Genomic DNA, 18534 nt, shown 5'->3' with positions numbered 1-18534 from the left:
GTGCCCGGACCCGCCGCTCAAGACCAGCCGCGGAAGTACGGGACCGGGCTGCAGATGAGTAGTGTGGCGACGGTGAGCGAGATCCGCATCGGCACCTCCGGCTGGAGTTACGACCACTGGAACGGCGTCTGCTACCCGCAGGGGACGCCGCCGGCGAGGCGATTGGACCACTACACGGCACGGTTCGACACGGTGGAGCTCAACGCCAGTTTCTACCGCTGGCCCCGCGATACGACCTTCGCCGGGTGGCAACGCCGTCTTCCTCCCGGATTCGCGCTGTCCGTCAAGGCACCGCGCGGGCTGACGCACGGTAAGAAGCTGTACGCGCCGGAGGTTTGGATCGAGCGGATCGCCCGCTGCTGGCACGAGTTGGGCGACCGCCGGGCCGTCCTGCTCGTCCAGCTCCCGCCGGCCATGGAGCGCGACGACGCCCGCCTGGACTACTTCCTGTCCCGGATCCCGTGGTGGATCCGGGTGGCCGTCGAGTTCCGCCATCCCAGCTGGGACGACGACGCCGTCTACGAGCTGCTCGAGCGGCACCAGGCCGCGTACTGCGTGATGAGCGGCGCCGGCCTGCCGTGCATCCTGAGGGCGACCGCGCCCTTCGTGTACGTGCGGCTGCACGGGCCGGACCACGAACATCTGTACGCGGGCTCGTACGCGGATGCGGACCTGCGGTGGTGGGCGGAGCGGATCCGGGAGTGGCACCGTTCCGGTCGGGACGTCTACGTCTATTTCAACAACGACGGCGGCGGCAACGCCGTGCGGAACGCGGAGGCGCTCCGGGGGCTGGTCCACGCAGGCGGCCTGCCCGGCTGATCCGTCGGCGGGGTGCCGGAACGGGGTATCGCCCGGTCGCTCAGAGGTTGCCCAGTTCCTGCCACACCTCCAGAACGACGGCCTTGGCGTACTGCTCCGCACGGTCTTCGTCGCGGTCCATGATGGCGCGGGCGATGGCCTCGTGGTTGTCGAACGCGTCGGGGACCGGGTCTGCCGGGCTCAGGCCGAGATCGGTACGGCCCGCCAGCACCTCCGTCACGATTCCGTGCAGCGAGGCGATCATGTCATTACCGCTGGCCGCCAGCAGCAAGGCGTGGAACGCGATGTCGGCCTCGAGGTAAGGCTGGCCCTGGCCCTGGCCCGCCTCTCCGAGGATGCGCAGGCGACTGGCGAGTTCGAGCAGCTCTATTCCTACTTCAGCAGACGCCCGGCGCGCGGCGAGTCGGGCGGCCGTCGGTTCGAGGGCGAGCCGCATCTCGGTCAGCCGGTGGAGCTGGGCATGCCGTTCCGCTCCCGTCAGCCGCCAGCGGATCAGCTGGGGATCCAGGACGCTCCACGACGTGGCGGGGAGCACCGTCACGCCGACGCGCCGCCGGGACTCGACCATGCCCATCGATTCGAGGATCCGTACGACCTCGCGGATCACCGTCCGGGAGACCCCGGCCTCGTCCTCCAGCTGCGCGAGCGTGATCACGCTACCCGGCGGTCGGACGCCCTGGACGATCTCCGTGCCGAGGCGTTCGAGAATGGAATTGTGCAGCACCGGAGCGGGCGACAGGTTCGACATGCGGTGACCCAAAGGTGTCATCTTTCTTGCTGTAAGTGTGATCTTTGTGACACACTATCGCTCCAAGCGCAAAACCGCCCCACGGGGGCTGAACATCAACGGAGAGTTCTGTGGAAGATTGGACCCAAACACTGGGGGCTGGACCCCTGCTGGGCATCGCGGCGGGCGCGATCGCCCTGATCCTCGTCCTGGTCATTCGATTCAAGGTGCACGCGTTCCTCACGCTGGTCCTCGTCTCGCTCGCGACCGCTTTTGCGACCGGGATCCCCACGAGCCAGATCGTCACTACGCTGGTGACGAGCTTCGGCACCACCCTCGGTTCCGTCGCCCTGCTGATCGGCCTCGGGGCCATGCTCGGCAAGATGATCGAGCACAGCGGCGGAGCCAGGGTCCTCGCCGACAAGCTCGTCGACGTCTTCGGTGAACGGCGTGCGCCGTTCGCGCTCGGCCTCGCCTCGCTGATCATGGGCTTCCCGATCTTCTTCGACGCCGGCCTGATCGTCATGCTGCCCATCATCTTCGCCGTCGCCCGGCGCATGGGCGGCACCAACGTGCTGCTGTACGGCATCCCCGCCGCCACGGCCTTCTCGGTCATGCACGTCTTCGTGCCGCCCCACCCCGGCCCTGTCGCCGCGACCGAGCTCTATGGTGCGAACATCGGGCTGGTACTCCTCATCGGTCTGCTCATCGCCTTCCCCGTCTGGTACGTCACGGGCTACCTGTGGGGCAAGTTCGTCGCCACCAAGTACATCCTGCCGGTCCCGGCGCTGTTCGGTGCGATCGACGACGACCAGCCGGTCAACCCGCCCAAGTTCTCCACCGTGGTCGCGATGCTGCTGCTGCCACTCGTGCTCATCTTCATGAACACCGGCCTGGACTTCCTCGACGCCGCAGGCGTCGTCTCCGCCGAGGACCAGACCTGGGTGCAGGTCCTGACCGTCATCGGCTCCTCCCCGGTGGCGCTGCTCATCTCCGTCCTGGTGGCGACCGCGGTCCTGGGTCACCGGCGCGGCGAGAACGGTACGGCCCTGGAGAAGGTGCTCGACTCCGCGCTGGGCCCGGTCTGCTCCGTCATCCTCATCACCGGCGCGGGCGGGATGTTCGGTGGTGTGCTCCGCGCCTCCGGTATCGGCGATGCCCTCTCGGACTCACTCGCGTCGATCGGCCTGCCGATCATCGTCGCCGCCTACGTCATCGCCGTCATCCTCCGCGTCGCGCAGGGCTCGGCGACCGTGGCGCTCGTCACCACAGCCGGGCTCATGGCCCCCGCCGTGCTGGCCGGCGGATTCAGTGGCCTCGAGGTCGCCGCGATCACGCTCGCCAGTGCGGCCGGATCCGTGTTCGCCAGCCACGTGAACGACTCCGGCTTCTGGCTCGTCGGCCGGCTCATGGGCATGGACGTCAAGACCACGCTCAAGACCTGGACCGTCCAGCAGTCACTCGAATCCGTGGCCGGATTCGGGCTGACCCTCGTGATCTTCTGGATCGGCTGATGACGGCGGGTACGTTCGACATCACGGGCCGGCTCGCACTGGTCACCGGCTCCTCCCGGGGCCTCGGGTACGCGCTCGCCACCGGGCTGGCCCAGGCCGGTGCACGGGTGGTGGTGCACGGACGCGACCCGGAGGCCGTGGCGAACGCCGCCAAGGGCATCGGTGACGCCACCGGCACCGTACCGGCCACCACGACCTTCGACGTCACGGACGCCGACGCCGCCACGGAGGGTATCGCCGCGCTCGTCGCCGAGCACGGTGTGCCGGACATCCTGGTCAACAACGCCGGCATCCAGCGGCGCGCCCCGTTCAACGACTTCGACCCGGCCGACTGGGACGCCATCGTCACGACGAACCTGTCGAGCGTCTTCTACGTCTCCCAGCAGGTCACCCGGCGGATGGCGGAGCGGGGTTCGGGCAAGGTCATCAACATCGGCTCGGTCCAGTCGATGCTCGCTCGCCAGACCATCGCCCCGTACTCGGCGACCAAGGGCGGAGTCGCCATGCTCACCAAGGGCATGGCGGCCGACCTCGCCCGGTTCAACATCCAGGTCAACGCGATCTCTCCGGGGTACTTCGCGACGGAGATGAACCGGGCGCTGGTCGGGGACGAGGCCTTCAACACCTGGGTCATCAACCGCACCCCCGCCCAGCGGTGGGGCAAGTTCGAGGAGCTCGTCGGGACCCTCGTCTACCTGGCCTCCGACGCATCGACGTTCGTGTCCGGCCAGAACATCTTCGTCGACGGCGGAATGACGTCCGTCGTCTGACGACGATTCACGGCGGCCGCGGGCGCCGTGAACGGGATTGAAAAGGGAAGGCAACACATGAGAGCGCTCGTCATCAACGGGAAGCTCGATCTCGTCGAGACCGAGCTTCCGACGCCGGAGCCCGGTCCAGGGCAGGTCCGGCTCCGGATGGCCTTCGGGGGCATCTGCGGGTCGGACCTCCATTACTACAACGAGGGTGCCAACGGAGAGTACGTCGTCCGCGAACCTCTCGTCCCGGGTCACGAGGTATCCGGCACCGTGGACGTGGACCCTTCCGGCGACTTCGCCCCGGGTACCCCGGTGACCGTCCACCCCGCCACCTTCGGAAGCCCCGAACCCGGCATCGAGGACCGCCGCCACCTGTGGCCCGGGGGCGCCTACCTCGGCAGCGCGTCCACCTGGCCGCACACCCAGGGTGGGATGAGCGAGTTCCTGCTCGTCGACAAGGACATGGTGCGTCCCCTCCCGGCCGGCCTGTCGCTGCGGCGGGCGGCCCTCGCCGAACCGCTGGCCGTGGCACTGCACGGGATCACGGTCGCTGGAGGAGTCGGGGGCAAGCGGGTGCTCGTCTCGGGATCGGGGCCGATCGGTCTCCTCGCCACGGCCGCCTGCATCGCGGTGGGTGCGGCCGAGGTCACTGCCACCGATGTGCTGCCCGGCCCCCTGGAACGCGCCCGACGGCTCGGAGCCCACTCCACCGTCCGGATCGGAACCGATGAACTGCCGGCTCTGGCGTTCGACGTCGTGCTCGAGTGCTCCGGCGTTCCCGCCGCCGTCAACGCCGCCCTGCTGGCCGCGCGCCGGGCGGCCGTCGTCGTCCAGGTGGGGATGGTCCCCAACGAACCTCGGGGCATCAACCTCGCCCCGCTGATCTCCAAAGAGCTCCAGCTCCGCGGGGCCTTCCGGTTCGACGACGAGATCGACCACGCCATCGAACTGCTCCTCGACACCCCGGGCATCGAGGACGTCATCACCCATGAGCTGCCGGCCGGCCAGGCGGTCGAGGCCTTCGCCGTCGCCAAGGACTCCGAAGCCTCCGGCAAGGTCGTCATCTCCCTGTGGACCGGCGAGTGATGACCCCTCCTGCACCCGGCAGCCCCCGTGCGGGCACTGCGCCGGTCGTGATCGGCGTCGACCTCGGCACGACCAATACCAAGGCGGTGGCCTTCCGCACGGACGGCACGCTCGAGGCCTCCCATTCGGTGGGCTACCCGCTGGAGGAGCCCCACCCGGGACACGCCGTCCAGGACCCGCTGCTCATCCTGGCCGCGGCGCTCGAGTCGGTGCGCGAGGTCGTGAACCAGGTGGGCGCCTCCCGCGTCGCCGGGCTCTCCTTCAGTTCGGCGATGCACAGCGTCATCGGTCTGTCCCCGACCGGGACACCGCTGACCGAGATCATCACCTGGGCCGACACGCGGTCCCGCGTCCAGGCCGAGCGCCTGCGCGCCTCGGTCGGCGGGCTCGCCCTGCACCGGCGTACGGGGACACCCGTGCATCCGATGTCGCCACTGCCCAAGCTCGTGTGGTTCCGCGAGCAGGAGCCGAAGCTGTGCGAGGGTGTCGGGTTCTGGGTCGGCATCAAGGAATTCGTGCTGCTGAACATGTGCGGTGCGCTGGTCGTGGACCACTCCATCGCTTCCGCGACCGGCCTGATGAACATGGCCACGTTGACGTGGGACGAGGAGGCCCTCGCGATCGCCGGCATCCTGCCCGAGCAGTTGCCGGAGATCGTCCCCACCACCGCAGTACTGCCCGCGCTGACCGACGACACCGCCGCCACAGTCGGCCTGCCCTCCACGACGCCCGTGGTCGTCGGTGCCGCGGATGGTCCACTCGCCAACCTGGGGGTCGGTGCGGTGCGCCCCGGCGTCGCGGCGTGCTCGATCGGTACAAGCGGAGCCCTGCGCGTGGCGGTCGAGCGCCCCGCGGTCGACCCGCTCGGCGGGGTGTTCTGCTACGCGCTCACCTCCACCCGATGGGTGGTCGGAGGCGCGATCAACAACGGCGGAGTGGTGCTCGGATGGGCGGGCGACGCACTCGCCCCGGACCTGGCCGAGCCCCCCGAGGAAGAACTGCTGGCCCTGGCCGCTCGGGTGGCCCCCGGGTCGGGAGGACTGCTGATGCTGCCGTACCTCCTCAGCGAGCGGGCTCCCCACTGGAGCTCGCTGCCGCGCGGCGCCTACGTCGGCCTCAGCCGGGCACACCGCCGTGAGCACCTGGTGCGGGCGGCACTCGAGGGAGTCAGCCTGCAGTTGGCGCTGGTGCTGCATTCCATGCGGTCCGCCGGACTCGAGGTCAACCGCATCCGGGCGACCGGGGGCGTCATGCGCAGCCCACTCTGGCGCCAGATCCTCGCCGACACGTTCGGGATGCCGATCGACTTCGCCCACGGGCAGGAGGGATCCGGATTCGGTGCGGCGCTGCTCGGGATGGAGGCCCTCGGCCTCATCGAATCGATCGACGTCGCCGCCGACATGATCGAGATCGAGGAGACCGTGCGGCCGCAACCGGCTGCAGCCGCGGTGTACGCCTCGCTGCTGCCGGTCTTCGCCGAGCTGTACGACGCCCTCGTGCCCACCTTCACGTCGCTGCGCCGGCTCGCCCCGTCGCTCCCCATCGACCTCGATGCGGGCGGCCCGGCCGGGGGCGCCTCCTCGGTGTGAGCCTGGGCGGCGGCTCCCGGACCTACTTGCCGAAGCTGCGCAGCCGCAGCGAGTTGGCGACGACGAGCACGGAGCTCGCAGCCATGGCCGCCCCGGCCAGCATCGGGTTGAGCAGGCCCAGTGCCGCGACGGGGATGCCGACGGCGTTGTAGAAGAAGGCCCAGAACAGGTTGCCCTTGATGATGCCGAGCGTGCGGCGCGAGAGCTCGATGGCCTGGGCCACCTGCTCCAGGCTGTTGCCCATCACGGTGAGGTCGGCCGCCTCGATGGCGACGTCGGTGCCCGAGCCCATCGCGATGCCGAGGTCCGCCTGAGCCAGGGCCGCGGCGTCGTTGACACCATCGCCCGCCATGGCCACGGTCGCCCCGGCGGCCTGCAGCTCCCGGATGGCGTCGACCTTGCCGGCCGGGGTCACGCCTGCCCGCACGTCCGCGGGGTCGACCCCGACGGTCGCTGCCACCTGCAGGGCGACCGCGCGGTTGTCGCCCGTGAGCAGGACGGGCCGCAGGCCGAGGCGCCGCAGGCGCCCGATGGCCGCGGCCGAACCGTCCTTGACGGTATCGGACAGCGTGATGAATCCGGCGACATCGCCGTCGAGGGCGACCCATACCGCCGTCGTGCCCGCGTCCTCCGCGGCACCGAGGGCGGCCGCCTGCGTCCCGGTGGGACGGATGCCGTTCTGGTCGAGCCAGCCGGCCCGTCCGGCCGTGACGACGACATCCCCGACGGTCGCGCGGACGCCGCCTCCGGGGGCGCTCGAGAAGTCGTGTGCTTCCGGCAGCCTGCCGTTTTCGGCGGCGCGCCGGGCGATGGCCTGGGCGATCGGGTGCTCACTCGCGGCCTCGACGGCTCCGGCGAGGCGCAGGAGGTCGGCGACGGAGGTATCCGACAGGACGACGACGTCGTCGACGGCCATGGTGCCGGTGGTGACCGTCCCGGTCTTGTCCAGCACGATGGTGTCCACGGTCCGGGTGTCCTCGAGGACCTGCGGCCCGCGGATGAGGATGCCGAGCTGCGCGCCGCGGCCGGTGCCCGTCAGGAGCGCCGTCGGTGTCGCGAGGCCCAGGGCGCACGGGCAGGCGATCACCAGGACGGTGACGGAGGCCGTGAAGGCCGCGTCGAGGTCGCCGGTGAGCACGAGCCACAGGACGAAGGTCACCACAGCGAGAACGAGGACCACCGGGACGAAGACCGCACTGATGCGGTCCGCCAGCCGTGCGATCCGCGCCTTGCCGCTCTGCGCCTGGCTGACGAGGCGGCCCATGGAGGACAGGACCGTGTCGGCGCCGACGCGGGTGGCCCGCACCACGAGCCTGCCGGACGTGTTGATCGTGGCGCCCGTGACGACATCTCCCGGGGTCACCTCGACGGGAATGCTCTCACCCGTCAGCAGGGCGGTGTCGACGGCGCTGGCGCCCTCGGTGACGACACCGTCGGTCGCGATCTTCTCGCCCGGGCGGACGACGAACTCGTCACCGGGGATCAGCGCAGTGGCGGGAAGTGTGATCTCGGTGCGCTCGCCGTCGACGGTGCGCAGCACGTGGGCCTCCTTGGCGCCGAGGTCCAGGAGCGACTTCAGGGCATCCCCGGCGCGGTGCTTGGCGGACGCTTCGAGGTAGCGGCCGAGCAGCAGGAACGTCACGACGACGGAGGCCACCTCGAAGTAGAGGGCGGAGGTCTCCATGCCGGCCATGCCCGCGTGCTTGGTTAGAGCCGGATCCGCGAAGAGCTGCCAGGCCGAGAAGAGGAAGGCCGCCGTGACGCCGATCGAGACGAGCGTGTCCATGGTGGAGGACAGGTGACGCGCATTGATGGCGGCGGCCCGGTGGAACGGCCAGGCGGACCAGGTCACGACCGGCAGCGACAGCCCGAACACCACCCAGCCCCAGTCCGGGAACTGGAGGGCGGGAACCATGGAGATCAGCAGTACCGGCACGGACAGGACGGCGGCCAGGACCAGGCGGGCTCCGAGGAGCGACGGCGCGGAGTCGTGGTCGTCCATCCCCGCGGAGTCCGGATGCACCACGTGAGCGCCGTAGCCCGTCGCCACGACGGTGTCGATCAGGTCCTGGTCACTCACGGACGCGGGGACCCGGACGACGGCGCTCTCCAGCGGGAGGTTGACGCTCGCCTCCACGCCGTCGAGCTTGCCGAGCTTCCGCTCGACGCGTGCCACGCAGGAGGCGCACGTCATGCCCTGGATCGAGAGCTCGACGACGCGCTGCTCCTGCTCCGTGCTCTGCACCGGAATCTGCTGGGTCGCCATGTCAGGAACCGGCGGGCACCACGCTGTAGCCGGCCTCGGCGACGGCTTCGTCGATCGACGCGGCATCCAGCGGGGCGGAGGACGAGATGGTGGCCGTGGATGTGCCGCCGTTGACGAGGTCGACATCGACGTTCTCGACGCCGGGGAGTTCCGACAGTTCATTCTTCACGGCGCTGACACAGTGGCCGCAGGTCATGCCGGTGATGCTGATCGTGGTGGTGCTCATGGTGTCCTCCTGAGGGATCGGATGGGGGTGGGGCGTGGATGGGTTTCTGCTAGCGCAGGAGTCGGCCGATCGCCGCGGTGGCCTCCTGGACCTTCTCCTGCACGGCGTCGCTGCTGCCGGAGTCCTGGGCTTCCTGGGCCGCTCCGACGACACAGTGCGAGATGTGCTCCTCGAGCAGGCCCATTGACACGGCGTGGAGAGCCTTGTTGACGGCCGCTACCTGCGTGAGGATGTCGATGCAGTACTGGTCCTCCTCGACCATGCGGGCGATGCCGCGCACCTGGCCTTCGATACGGCGCAACCTCTTGAGGTATGCGTCCTTGTCCGCTGTGTAGCCGTGCGGTGTCGGGTTCTGCGTGCCGGTGGTCATGAATTCGCTCCTCGTGTCGTCTCCAATATACCCTCAGGGGGTATAACCGGCCAGCTCCGGGCACTATTCCCCCGCATTCCCCCGCATTCCCCCGCATTCCCCCGCGCTCCCCGCATTGAGGGAACGCCCAGCGGAGTCCCGTACCGTGGCTGACCGGTACACCTCCAACCCAAGGACGTCCATGACCCTCTCGCTGTCAGGCTGGCAGAAGCGAGTCCTCCTGCTCCTCGCCGGAATCGCCGTACTCGCCCTCTTCGCGCTGGCCTTTACGGCCGGACGCGTCTCCGCCGGCACCTCCTCTCCGGGCACGACCAGCGCGGACGCCGGGTTCGCCCGCGACATGCAGGTGCATCACAACCAGGCCGTCGAGATGTCCATGATCGTGCGCGACAACGCCACCGATGAGACGCTCCGCTCGATCGCCTACGACGTCGCCCTCACGCAGCAGCAGCAGGCCGGGCAGATGTATGCCTGGCTCGAGGAGTGGAACCTCAGCCAGAGCACCTCCCAACCCCGCATGGAGTGGATGGCCGCCGGATCCGGCGAGCATGCCGGGATGGACATGGCGTCGGGGAACGACGGCGCCGCCTCGATGCTCGGTCCCGACGGGCTCATGCCCGGTATGGCCACTGAGGACCAGCTCGACGAACTCCGCGCAGCCCGTGGCAAGGACGCGGAGCGGCTCTACCTCACCCTCATGATCAGCCACCACACGGCGGGCGTGGAGATGGCCGAAGCCGGCGCGGAACTCGCGGAGACCGACCAGGTGCGCTCGCTGGCCACCAAGATCCAGTCGGGCCAGCAGGCCGAGATCACCCTGATGCAGACCATGCTCGACGCCCTGTAGGGCGTCGCAGGGCCGCGCCGGTTAAGGGACCGGCAGGCCTCGCCGGTACATTGGGTTCCGGCGCTATCCGATCCGCGGTGAACGCCGCAGCCACCCCAGCACCGAAGGACACCTCGTTGAACAAGAAACGGTCTCAGGAGAACCAGGACCGCCAAGCGCGCCTGGCCGCCATCCAAGCCCAGCAGCGGGCAGGCGAGCGCAAGCGCAACGCCCTGATCTTCGGCGGCATCGGCGCGGTCATCCTGGCGATCATCATCGCGGTGACCCTCGTGATCGTGAACCAGGTCCAGGTCAACCGCGAGCGGGAGGACGCCGCGGCCCAGCCGATCGAGGGCGTCCAGGAGTACCCCGACGTGACGTTCGACCACGTGGACGCCCCGGTGGAGTACGAGCAGTCGCCTCCCGTCGGAGGGGACCATGCTCCGATCTGGACCAACTGCGGTGTCTACACGGAGGCCCTGCCCAACGAGAACTCCGTCCACTCCATGGAGCACGGCGCCGTCTGGATCACGTACAACCCGGACATCGGCCAGGGCGAGATCGACAAGCTGACCGAGCTCGTGGGTAAGCGCGGGTACGTGCTGCTCAGCCCGTACCCGGACCTCGACTCGCCGGTCGCTGCCAGCGCCTGGGGCCTGCAGCTGAAGGTGGAGTCCGCCGACGATGCCCGGCTCGCCACCTTCCTCGACAAGTACATCCAGGGCGAGCAGACGCGCGAGCCCGGCGCTGCCTGCTCCGGTGGCCTGACTCCTGCAGGACGCGCCTCCTAGTCCTCCGGCACGCGCGCACGGCGCAGCACGCCCGCAGGCGCCTGCGCCGTCGTCGTTCGGTCCGGACTCGGTCCGATCCTGGCTACTGGACAGGGGCCCAGGATGATTGATTCCCGCGGGGCCGCCACGCGGGTAGCGTGGCAAACAATGGGCCACGCGCCGGCGGCCCCACGCGAGCAGAAGGTGGAGAGCAGTGGCTGACGACCAGATACTCGGTGAAGCGTCCCTGCCCGGGATGCTGCAGGACATGGTGCTGGAGAGCTCCGATGTGAACGGGTTCCTCGACGGGCTGGCGAAGCTCGCCGCGGATGCACTGTCGTCGGAGGGCAACGAGGTGTTCTGCGGGGTCACACTCCTCCGGCCGCGCGCCAAGGGGAGCGTGGCGAGCAGCAGCGAGCAGGCGCAGTCGATGGACGAGGTCCAGTACCAGTTCGACGACGGCCCGTGCCTCCGCGCGGCCCGCGAGGGCCAGGTCTACGTCGTGGCCGACTTCCGCAGCGAATCCCGTTTCGGGGACTACACGAGGGCCATCGCCGAGCACGGGATCCGCTCGGCGCTCGGTGTGCCGATTCCGCTCGACGGGCTCGCCGCAGCCGGCCTGGATCTGTATTCGACCCGGCCCAATGCCTTCGACGAGGCGGTCATCGCTGCCGCCGTGGACCTTGCCCGGGAAGCCTCGAAGTCCCTCCGGATGGCCGTCCGCGTCGCGCATCTCGCCGATACCGGCGAGCACCTCCGAGCGGCCATGAATTCGCGTACCACGATCGACGTCGCGGCCGGCATCATCATGGGGCAGAACCGGTGCAGCCACGACACCGCGATGACGATCCTCAAGGCTGCGTCCAGCGGGCGGAACATCAAGCTCGCGGACATCGCCGCAGCGGTCGTCACGTCGATCGGCCAGGAGCTTCCCTACACCCACTTCGACGCGTGATCGGCCCGATGCGCAGCGCTCCGACCGAGGTGGTCACTCCTTCAGTGACTCCTGTCGTCGTCGTCGATGTCGACGTCCTGGAACGCAACATCGCCGCCATGGCGTCGTTCGCGCAGGTCCGGGGACTCTCTTTGCGGCCGCATGCCAAGACCCACAAGATCCCCGGGATCGCGCACCGGCAGGTGGCGGCCGGCGCCGTCGGGCTGACGGTCGCGACGATCGGTGAGGCGGAGGTCTTCGCCGCTGACGGGATCACGGACATCTTCATCGGATATCCACTGTGGGTCGACGAGCGGGCGGCGGGGCGGATCCTCGCGCTCGTCGACGTCGCGCGGGTGACGGTGGGCGTCGATTCCGCCGAGGGTGCGCAGCAGCTGGCCCGCAGCCTCGGTACTGCCGTCTCGCGCATCGGCGTACGGGTCGAGATCGACAGCGGCCACCACCGCAGCGGCGTGCTGCCGCTCCAGGCCGCCGGCATCGCCCGGGCCGCGGCGGCAGCGGGCCTGTCCGTCACCGGGGTGTTCACGTTCCCGGGCCACAGCTACGGGCCGGGGGCGGCAGCGCCGGCCGTTGCCGACGAGGACGCGGCCCTGTCGGCGGCCGTAGCTTCCCTGCAGGACGCCGGCTTCACCGAGCTCGAGGTCAGTGGGGGTTCGACGCCGTCGGCCCTGTCGTCCTCAGGCGACACCCTGACCGAACTGCGCCCGGGCGTCTACGTGTTCGGGGACGCCCAGCAGTGGGAACTCGGCCACTGCAAGCCGGAGGACATCGCGCTCACCGTCGAGAGCACGGTCGTCAGCCGTCGGCCCGGACCGGCAGGGGAGCCCCGTTTCATCGTGGACGCCGGCAGCAAGGTCCTGGGCACCGACCGTGCAGCGTGGGCCACAGGGTACGGGCGGCTCCTGGACCACCCGGATGCCCGCATCGTGGCGCTCTCCGAGCACCACGCCACCGTCGAGTGGCCGTCCGGACAGGACCTGCCACCGCTGGGTGCGCGGCTGCGGGTCGTGCCCAACCATGTTTGCCTGACGATCAACCTCGTGGACGAGGTGCTCGTGGTGCGGAACGGCGTCGCCAAGGAGCGCTGGGCCGTCGCGGCGCGGGGCAGGAACAGCTAGGGCGCGTCTCCTGGGTACAGCGACAGCCTCGCGGCCGCAAGCTGTCGTGGATGGTGCAGGAGAAATCGGGCGCCACGTTCCGGCATGGAATCCCTGCTGGTTCGTCGACGGCGAAGTCGATTGTGCGGGACAAGCCGAGGGCCGTACAGCAGAGCGCGAAGCAGTTGCTGCAGTCAGGGCGCAACGACTCCCTGTTCGGAGCAGGGACAGAAGGCGGGCTTGAGCCCTTAGCGCCCCCTGTGTCCACCGGTTTAGGTGTCGAAGATGTCGTTCAGCGTGACCGTCGTCAGCCCGCGGTCGGTGATGAGCTGTTGGAGTTGAGGGAATACCCGTGTGACCGGGAGGAAGTTGAGGTGTCCGATGACGATATGGGCGGGTAGGAACCATTCATGGGCGAGGTCGAGGATTTCTCCTTCGGTCCGAAGTGCCGAGTCGGCCAGGGATCCGTACCACATGACGGGGGTGGTATAGCCGATGGAGGCCGCCGCGGCATCGGTTCGTGCGTCCCGGTATCCGTACGGGGGCCGGTAGTACGGGCGGGGATCAGTACCGAACGTGGAGACGATGAAGTCATGGTTGCGTTGCAGCTCGGCGATGATTTCCGCATCGCTGAGAGCGGTGAGGTCGGCGTGGGACCACGTGTGGTTGCCGAGCTGAATTTGGCCGGAGGCTACAAGCGGTGCGAGCAGTTCTGCGTGCTCGGACCACCCGGGGTAGGAGCCGTTGAGGAAGAAGGTCAGCCGGGTACCACTGGTGCGAGCGAAATCGACATAGCGCCGGACAACCTCGCTGTTGGATCCATCGTCGACCGTCCATGCAAGAAGCTGCTCGGACGTGGGCAGACTCGTGATGACACCAGCCGGTAGTGGCACTTTCAGCACAGCAGGTGCCACGGGCGATGGAACCGGCGCCGGTGTCATTGCCGGCGGTACCGCGGGAGGGACGGACGTCGGAACCGGTGAACCGGTAGGTGGTGCCGTTCGTAACGCCTCCGTGGCGATACGGGCGGGCTGCGAACAAGCAGCAAGCCCAAGGGACACGCCGCTGGCCATGATTGCACTGATGAATGTTCGACGCTCCAAGACAAGACCCTTCCCTAACATGACATCCCGCCGGCGCAGGCTGAAGCCGCGGCGCGCCAATGGAAGCGAAGCGCCGCGATGCTTCGCAGGCAAGGATAAAAACCCCGATCACCAGGACCGGCAATTGCAGCCTACAACCCCGCACAGGGGCGCGATCTCGTGTCTCGACCCCACACTTGGTGCATGAGTATCCGACTTGTCCTGATGACCGCGGAGCGTTTCCCGGAATGGTTCGACCGGAGCCGGGCCGAATACATAGCAGACCTCGTCGCCACGGGTGAATCGCCTGAAGCCGCGCACCGCCAAGCCCTTGAAGCGTTGGACGGCGCCTTCCCTGCCCATGGTCCGACCGCCACCAACGCCGTGTTAGATGTCGTCGACAGCGCCGGGACGGCAGTCGGCTATCTCTGGATCTCCCAGGGTGAGTCGGATGACGAGACGTCATGGTGGGTCTGGGATGTAGCGATTGAACCGGAGCATCAAGGCAAAGGCATCGGCCGGGCAGCGATGCTGCTTGCAGAAGAGTACGCACGATCACGAGGAGCCCGCACCCTTGGGCTCAGCGTCTTCGGGTTCAACACCGCCGCCCGGGGGCTGTATGAATCCTTGGGGTACGAGGTGACCAGTATGAGAATGAGGAAAAGGCTCTAGTAACCAGTCACGTGGGGCGATCGATGTGCCGAAAGACACCTGGCAGACATCTGACAGATCCCGTCACAGCTCGCGACGCATGAGTACGCGCGGGAAGCCGTTGAGAACCGAATCGGTCATGGCGGCCTTGGTGAACCCGCCCCGCTCGAACAGCGCACGAGTGCCCACGTAGGCCATGGTGAGGTCCACCTTTTCGCCGCGGTTGTCGACCGGATAACCCTCGATCGCCGGTGCCCCGTACCCGCGTGCGAACTCGACAGCGCCGTCGAGCAGGTAGTGGGAGACACCTTTGCCGCGGTGACCAGGCCGTACCCTGATGCACCAGACCGACCACACGTCACGGTCATCCACCTTCGGTATCTTGCGGTTTCGGGCGAAGCTGGTGTCGGCGCGCGGATGCACTCCTGCCCACCCCACTACCTCGTCACCGTCGTACGCGAGCACTCCCGGCGGAGGGGTCTGCGCGGTCAGCTCCTGCATGAGAACCCCGCGCTCCAGCCCGCGCAGGGCGACGTTCAGCTTCGACGGGATGCGGTAGCTGAGGCACCAGCACACGTTCGCATCAGGCCGCTTCGGTCCCAGTATCGCCGCGATATCAGCGAACACCGTTGCGGGACGGACTTCGATCGCCATGGCGCCACACTACCGCTGCCTGCGCCGGCACCGACCGGGTGCTCGCAGGATTCCATGAAGTTCTCCCCACCCTTGTCATGATGGCCACGGGCCACCCGTACATTGGGGTTGTGGTCTCAAACCTTGCGCGGATCCTCACCGCGCTCCTTCTCCTTGCACTCTGCGCATGCAACGTCACTCCCAGGGCTGTTACCTGTGACCCGATCGACGGACGGAACCTCGCACCCGAAGACGGGACGCTGATGGGCGTGAACCTCGAGTGGGGCCGGGAGACCCTGGCCGAGTATTCGGACAAGCTCGGTGAACGCCCTGCGGTGGCCGTCACCTTCGCCGACTTCCCGCTCGGCCAGGAGGACCCGCGCCTGCTCGCTTCGGCCGCGGAGCAACTGCGGCAGGAAGGCGGGCTGCTCCTGCTGACACTCGAGCCGAGGGACGGACTCGCCGCGGTCACCGAGGACCACGCCGTAGAGCTGGCCGGCATGCTCGCGCGCTTCAATGTCAGCGGAGTCCCGGTCGTCGTGCGCTTCGCGCACGAGATGAACGGTTCCTGGTACCCCTGGGGCCAGCAGCCCGCCGAGTACATCGCGACCTTCCGCCGGGTGGCCGACGCCGTCCACCGGATCGCGCCGGGATCGGCGATGATGTGGGCGCCGAACTATGCCGGAGGCTATCCTTTCGCGGGCGGAACCTACCAGTCCCTGCCCGGCTCACCCGGCTTTCCTGTCCTGGACACCACGGGTGACGGCGTCCTGACGCCTTTCGATGACCCGTACGCGCCCTACTACCCGGGGGACGACGCCGTGGACTGGGTGGGTATGTCCCTCTACCACTGGGGTAGCACGTACCCCTGGGGTGAGAGTGAGATGCCCGAGGACGGGAAATTCGCCGACCAGCTCACCGGGACCTACAACGGGAAGAACGGCGACGACTCGATGCTGCCGGACTTCTACGCCGAGTACGGGGAAGGTCACGGCAAGCCCGTCGCCATCCCGGAGACAGCAGCCCTGGTGACGGCTGACATCGGGGATCTGCGGACCCTGAACATCAAGCGCGCCTGGTGGGAACAAGTCTTCGATCCTGCCGTGCAGGAGCGATTCCCCGGGTTGAAGATGGTCAACTGGTTCGAGTGGAACAAGGTGGAACCCGAGGTCGGCGCCGCCGTGGACTGGACCGCGGTGGAGGAACCCGCCATCCGATCCGAGTTCACCGCAGCCCTACCGCGCTGGTACCGCTTCGCCCAGGAACCCGACACCTGCGGAGAACCCCTCGCCTGACCCTGGGCTCCGGGGTGGAACGGCTGACCGGGATTCTCAGAAGCCCATGAACGGGGGGTTGCACCGCGCTAGCCGTCCCGGACCGGACGACGTGAGAAGCGGCGGTGCCGAGTCCTTCGCTCCACGAGGCATCGGACGGTCGGGGTCCCGCCGTCGTGCGGAGAACGCGCGGCTGTCCCCTACTGGTCGACGGCGGCGCCGATCGGCTCGAGGACGACGTCGGGAAAGTCCTTCTTGAAGTGTCCCACCTTCCACTTGTCACCGAAGACGGCCACGATCTCGCCGTCGGACCGGAACATGATCTCGCCGCCGCGGAAGGTCTGGGGCACGCCCTGGCTCTCGGGCGCCACCCGCATCGCGAGCGTGTAGGACAGGTTGTCGAGCGACGTCGGCGCGTTGAATTCGGTGCCGAGCCGCTCGGCAGCGACCTCGAACTGCAGGGCTCCGACTGCGGCGAGGACGGGTGCCTGGTCACCTCGGAGGTCCGAGCGCAGCACCTGCACCACGCCCTCGTGCTCGAGCTGCTCGATGCCACGGCGGAACTGCTTGTACCGGCCGGGATCCTTGGCCCGCGCGACCGCGAACAGCTCGGGTGAGAAGCGCGGGATGTCGGGGAACTGCACGGGCTGCTCGGCGAACAGGCTGTCGCCCACGCGGAGGCTCGTCGCGTTCACCAGGCCGACGACGTCGCCTGGCCAGGCGGTGTCCACCACTTCACGGCTGCGGCCGAGGACACGGTGCGCGTACTTCGTGGCGAACGGCTTGCCGGTGCGCTGGTTGGTGATGACCATACCGCGCTCGAACGTACCCGAGCAGATGCGGAGGTAGGCGATGTGATCGCGGTGCGCGCTATCCTGGCCGGCCTGCACCTTGAAGACGAAGCCGGACATCGGCGCGTCGATGGGCCTCGGCTCGTCCTCCTTCGAGGGGCGCGGGCTCGGGGAGGGGGCAACATCCACGAGGATGTCCAGGAGCTGCGAGACGCCGAAGTTCTTGGCCGCCGCGGCGAAGAGGACCGGTGTCTGGCGTGCTGCCTCGAATTCCTCCCGGTCGAACGAACCGTTCGAGGACTCCACGAGGCCGGCTTCCTCGCGCGCGTCCAGCCAGGCGCCGGCGTCACGGGAATCGAGGGCATCGATGTCGATGTCCGTCTCCTCGGCGGCATGCGCTCCGGCCTCGACGGCCTCGAGCGCGATCGCCCGCCGCGCCCGTAGGTCCAGCAATCCCTGGAAGTCGCCCGCGATCCCGGCCGGCCAGGTCAGCGGGACCGGTGTCATGCCGGTGCGCTCGCCGACGTCGTCGATGAGGCCCAGGGCGTCGAGGCCCGGCCGGTCCCACTTGTTGATCACCGTGATGATCGGGATGTTGCGCTGCTTGCAGACAGCCAGCAGTTTCACCGTCTGGGGCTCGAAGCCCTTGGCGGCATCGATCAGCATGACGGCGGAATCGACGGCGGCTAGGACACGGTAGGTGTCCTCGGAGAAGTCCGCGTGGCCCGGGGTGTCGACGACGTTCAGAATGGTGTCGCGATAGGTCAGCTGGAGTGCGGCCGAGCTGATCGAGATGCCGCGCTCCTGCTCGATGCCCATCCAGTCGGACACGGTGGCATGGCGGCTCGACTTGCCGTGGGTGACGCCGGCGTCCTGGATGGCGCGGGCGAGGAGGGCCAGGGCTTCCGTGAGGGTGGACTTTCCGGCGTCAGGGTGGGAAATGACGGCGAAGGTACGCCGGCGTCCGGCCTCGCGGCGGACGGCGTCGGCGTCGAGGACGGGGGATTCGGTTAACAGGACCACACCTCCATTGTCCCCGATCCCCGAGCCGCACCTCGCGGGCGGGTCCGGTGTTCGCTGTGCGCGTGGGTCCGCCGACT

18 protein-coding genes are annotated in these 18534 nt (G+C 68.6%); 11 read left to right on the top strand and 7 right to left on the bottom strand.

From position 1 onward, the window contains the following. Positions 1 to 54: 54 nt before the first annotated feature. Positions 55 to 819 carry a DUF72 domain-containing protein gene (locus tag ACX80H_RS09415; protein WP_459312796.1) on the top strand — a complete coding sequence of 255 codons (765 nt, stop codon included), beginning with the start codon at positions 55 to 57 and terminating at the stop codon, positions 817 to 819. 40 nt (positions 820 to 859) lie between these two features. Here ACX80H_RS09415 and ACX80H_RS09410 read toward each other — a convergent pair whose 3' ends face one another. Continuing rightward, on the bottom strand, positions 860 to 1567 hold the full coding sequence (locus ACX80H_RS09410) for a FadR/GntR family transcriptional regulator (RefSeq protein ID WP_459312794.1): 708 nt from the start codon (positions 1565 to 1567) through the stop codon (positions 860 to 862). A gap of 110 nt (positions 1568 to 1677) precedes the next feature. Here ACX80H_RS09410 and ACX80H_RS09405 point away from each other — a divergent pair, with 110 nt between their 5' ends. Genes ACX80H_RS09405 through ACX80H_RS09390 form a run of 4 tightly spaced genes read left to right on the top strand, consistent with a single transcriptional unit; the run spans position 1678 to position 6493 of the window. Next, a complete protein-coding gene (locus tag ACX80H_RS09405) occupies positions 1678 to 3060 on the top strand; it encodes a GntP family permease (RefSeq protein ID WP_459312792.1) in 1383 nt (460 codons plus the stop codon). Then, on the top strand, positions 3060 to 3830 hold the full coding sequence (locus ACX80H_RS09400; RefSeq protein ID WP_459312790.1) for an SDR family oxidoreductase: 771 nt from the start codon (positions 3060 to 3062) through the stop codon (positions 3828 to 3830). Before ACX80H_RS09405 ends, ACX80H_RS09400 begins: the two co-directional genes overlap by 1 nt. 57 nt (positions 3831 to 3887) lie before the next feature. After that, positions 3888 to 4904: an L-idonate 5-dehydrogenase gene (locus ACX80H_RS09395; protein ID WP_459312788.1), complete on the top strand. Its 1017-nt coding sequence runs from the start codon at positions 3888 to 3890 to the stop codon at positions 4902 to 4904. Continuing rightward, positions 4904 to 6493, top strand: coding sequence for a gluconokinase (locus ACX80H_RS09390; RefSeq protein WP_459313398.1), 1590 nt, complete (start codon positions 4904 to 4906; stop codon positions 6491 to 6493). Before ACX80H_RS09395 ends, ACX80H_RS09390 begins: the two co-directional genes overlap by 1 nt. 22 nt (positions 6494 to 6515) lie before the next feature. Here ACX80H_RS09390 and ACX80H_RS09385 read toward each other — a convergent pair whose 3' ends face one another. From ACX80H_RS09385 to ACX80H_RS09375, 3 genes are read right to left on the bottom strand one after another with little or no spacing between them, the layout of a single operon-like run. Further along, on the bottom strand, positions 6516 to 8759 hold the full coding sequence (locus ACX80H_RS09385) for a heavy metal translocating P-type ATPase (RefSeq protein ID WP_459312786.1): 2244 nt from the start codon (positions 8757 to 8759) through the stop codon (positions 6516 to 6518). Between the two features lies 1 nt (position 8760). Then, entirely contained in the window at positions 8761 to 8985 is a 225-nt protein-coding gene (locus ACX80H_RS09380) for a heavy-metal-associated domain-containing protein (protein WP_301224859.1), read from the bottom strand. Between the two features lie 49 nt (positions 8986 to 9034). Next, positions 9035 to 9355 (bottom strand): metal-sensitive transcriptional regulator, encoded by a 321-nt coding sequence (locus ACX80H_RS09375; RefSeq protein ID WP_459312784.1) that lies wholly within the window; start codon positions 9353 to 9355, stop codon positions 9035 to 9037. A gap of 181 nt (positions 9356 to 9536) precedes the next feature. On the opposite strand from ACX80H_RS09375, the gene ACX80H_RS09370 reads away from it, so the two are divergent. From ACX80H_RS09370 to ACX80H_RS09355, 4 genes are all read left to right on the top strand, one after another. Continuing rightward, positions 9537 to 10202, top strand: a complete 666-nt coding sequence (locus ACX80H_RS09370; protein ID WP_459312782.1) for a DUF305 domain-containing protein — start codon at positions 9537 to 9539, stop codon at positions 10200 to 10202. Between the two features lie 116 nt (positions 10203 to 10318). Further along, positions 10319 to 10972, top strand: coding sequence for a thioredoxin-like domain-containing protein (locus ACX80H_RS09365; RefSeq protein ID WP_459312780.1), 654 nt, complete (start codon positions 10319 to 10321; stop codon positions 10970 to 10972). A gap of 193 nt (positions 10973 to 11165) precedes the next feature. Then, on the top strand, positions 11166 to 11906 hold the full coding sequence (locus ACX80H_RS09360) for a GAF and ANTAR domain-containing protein (RefSeq protein WP_459312778.1): 741 nt from the start codon (positions 11166 to 11168) through the stop codon (positions 11904 to 11906). A gap of 8 nt (positions 11907 to 11914) precedes the next feature. Further along, on the top strand, positions 11915 to 13024 hold the full coding sequence (locus ACX80H_RS09355) for an alanine racemase (RefSeq protein WP_459312776.1): 1110 nt from the start codon (positions 11915 to 11917) through the stop codon (positions 13022 to 13024). A 251-nt stretch (positions 13025 to 13275) separates the two neighbouring features. Here ACX80H_RS09355 and ACX80H_RS09350 read toward each other — a convergent pair whose 3' ends face one another. Beyond that, positions 13276 to 13905, bottom strand: a complete 630-nt coding sequence (locus tag ACX80H_RS09350; protein WP_459312774.1) for a polysaccharide deacetylase family protein — start codon at positions 13903 to 13905, stop codon at positions 13276 to 13278. Positions 13906 to 14289: 384 nt separating this feature from the next. Between ACX80H_RS09350 and ACX80H_RS09345 the strand changes: the two genes are divergently transcribed. Beyond that, a complete protein-coding gene (locus ACX80H_RS09345) occupies positions 14290 to 14757 on the top strand; it encodes a GNAT family N-acetyltransferase (protein WP_459312772.1) in 468 nt (155 codons plus the stop codon). A gap of 63 nt (positions 14758 to 14820) precedes the next feature. Here the strand turns inward: ACX80H_RS09345 and ACX80H_RS09340 are convergent, their stop codons facing one another. Next, on the bottom strand, positions 14821 to 15390 hold the full coding sequence (locus ACX80H_RS09340) for a GNAT family N-acetyltransferase (protein WP_459312770.1): 570 nt from the start codon (positions 15388 to 15390) through the stop codon (positions 14821 to 14823). 242 nt (positions 15391 to 15632) lie between these two features. On the opposite strand from ACX80H_RS09340, the gene ACX80H_RS09335 reads away from it, so the two are divergent. Continuing rightward, positions 15633 to 16664: a glycoside hydrolase family 26 protein gene (locus tag ACX80H_RS09335; RefSeq protein ID WP_459312768.1), complete on the top strand. Its 1032-nt coding sequence runs from the start codon at positions 15633 to 15635 to the stop codon at positions 16662 to 16664. 179 nt (positions 16665 to 16843) lie between these two features. On the opposite strand, the gene ACX80H_RS09330 is transcribed toward ACX80H_RS09335, so the two are convergent. Further along, positions 16844 to 18457 (bottom strand): peptide chain release factor 3, encoded by a 1614-nt coding sequence (locus ACX80H_RS09330; RefSeq protein ID WP_459312766.1) that lies wholly within the window; start codon positions 18455 to 18457, stop codon positions 16844 to 16846. Positions 18458 to 18534 lie beyond the last annotated feature (77 nt).

The sequence above is a fragment of the Arthrobacter pasteuri genome, from assembly GCF_054510955.1.
Note: the sequence above shows the minus strand (reverse complement) of the source record. Positions and strands in the feature narration are given on the sequence as shown.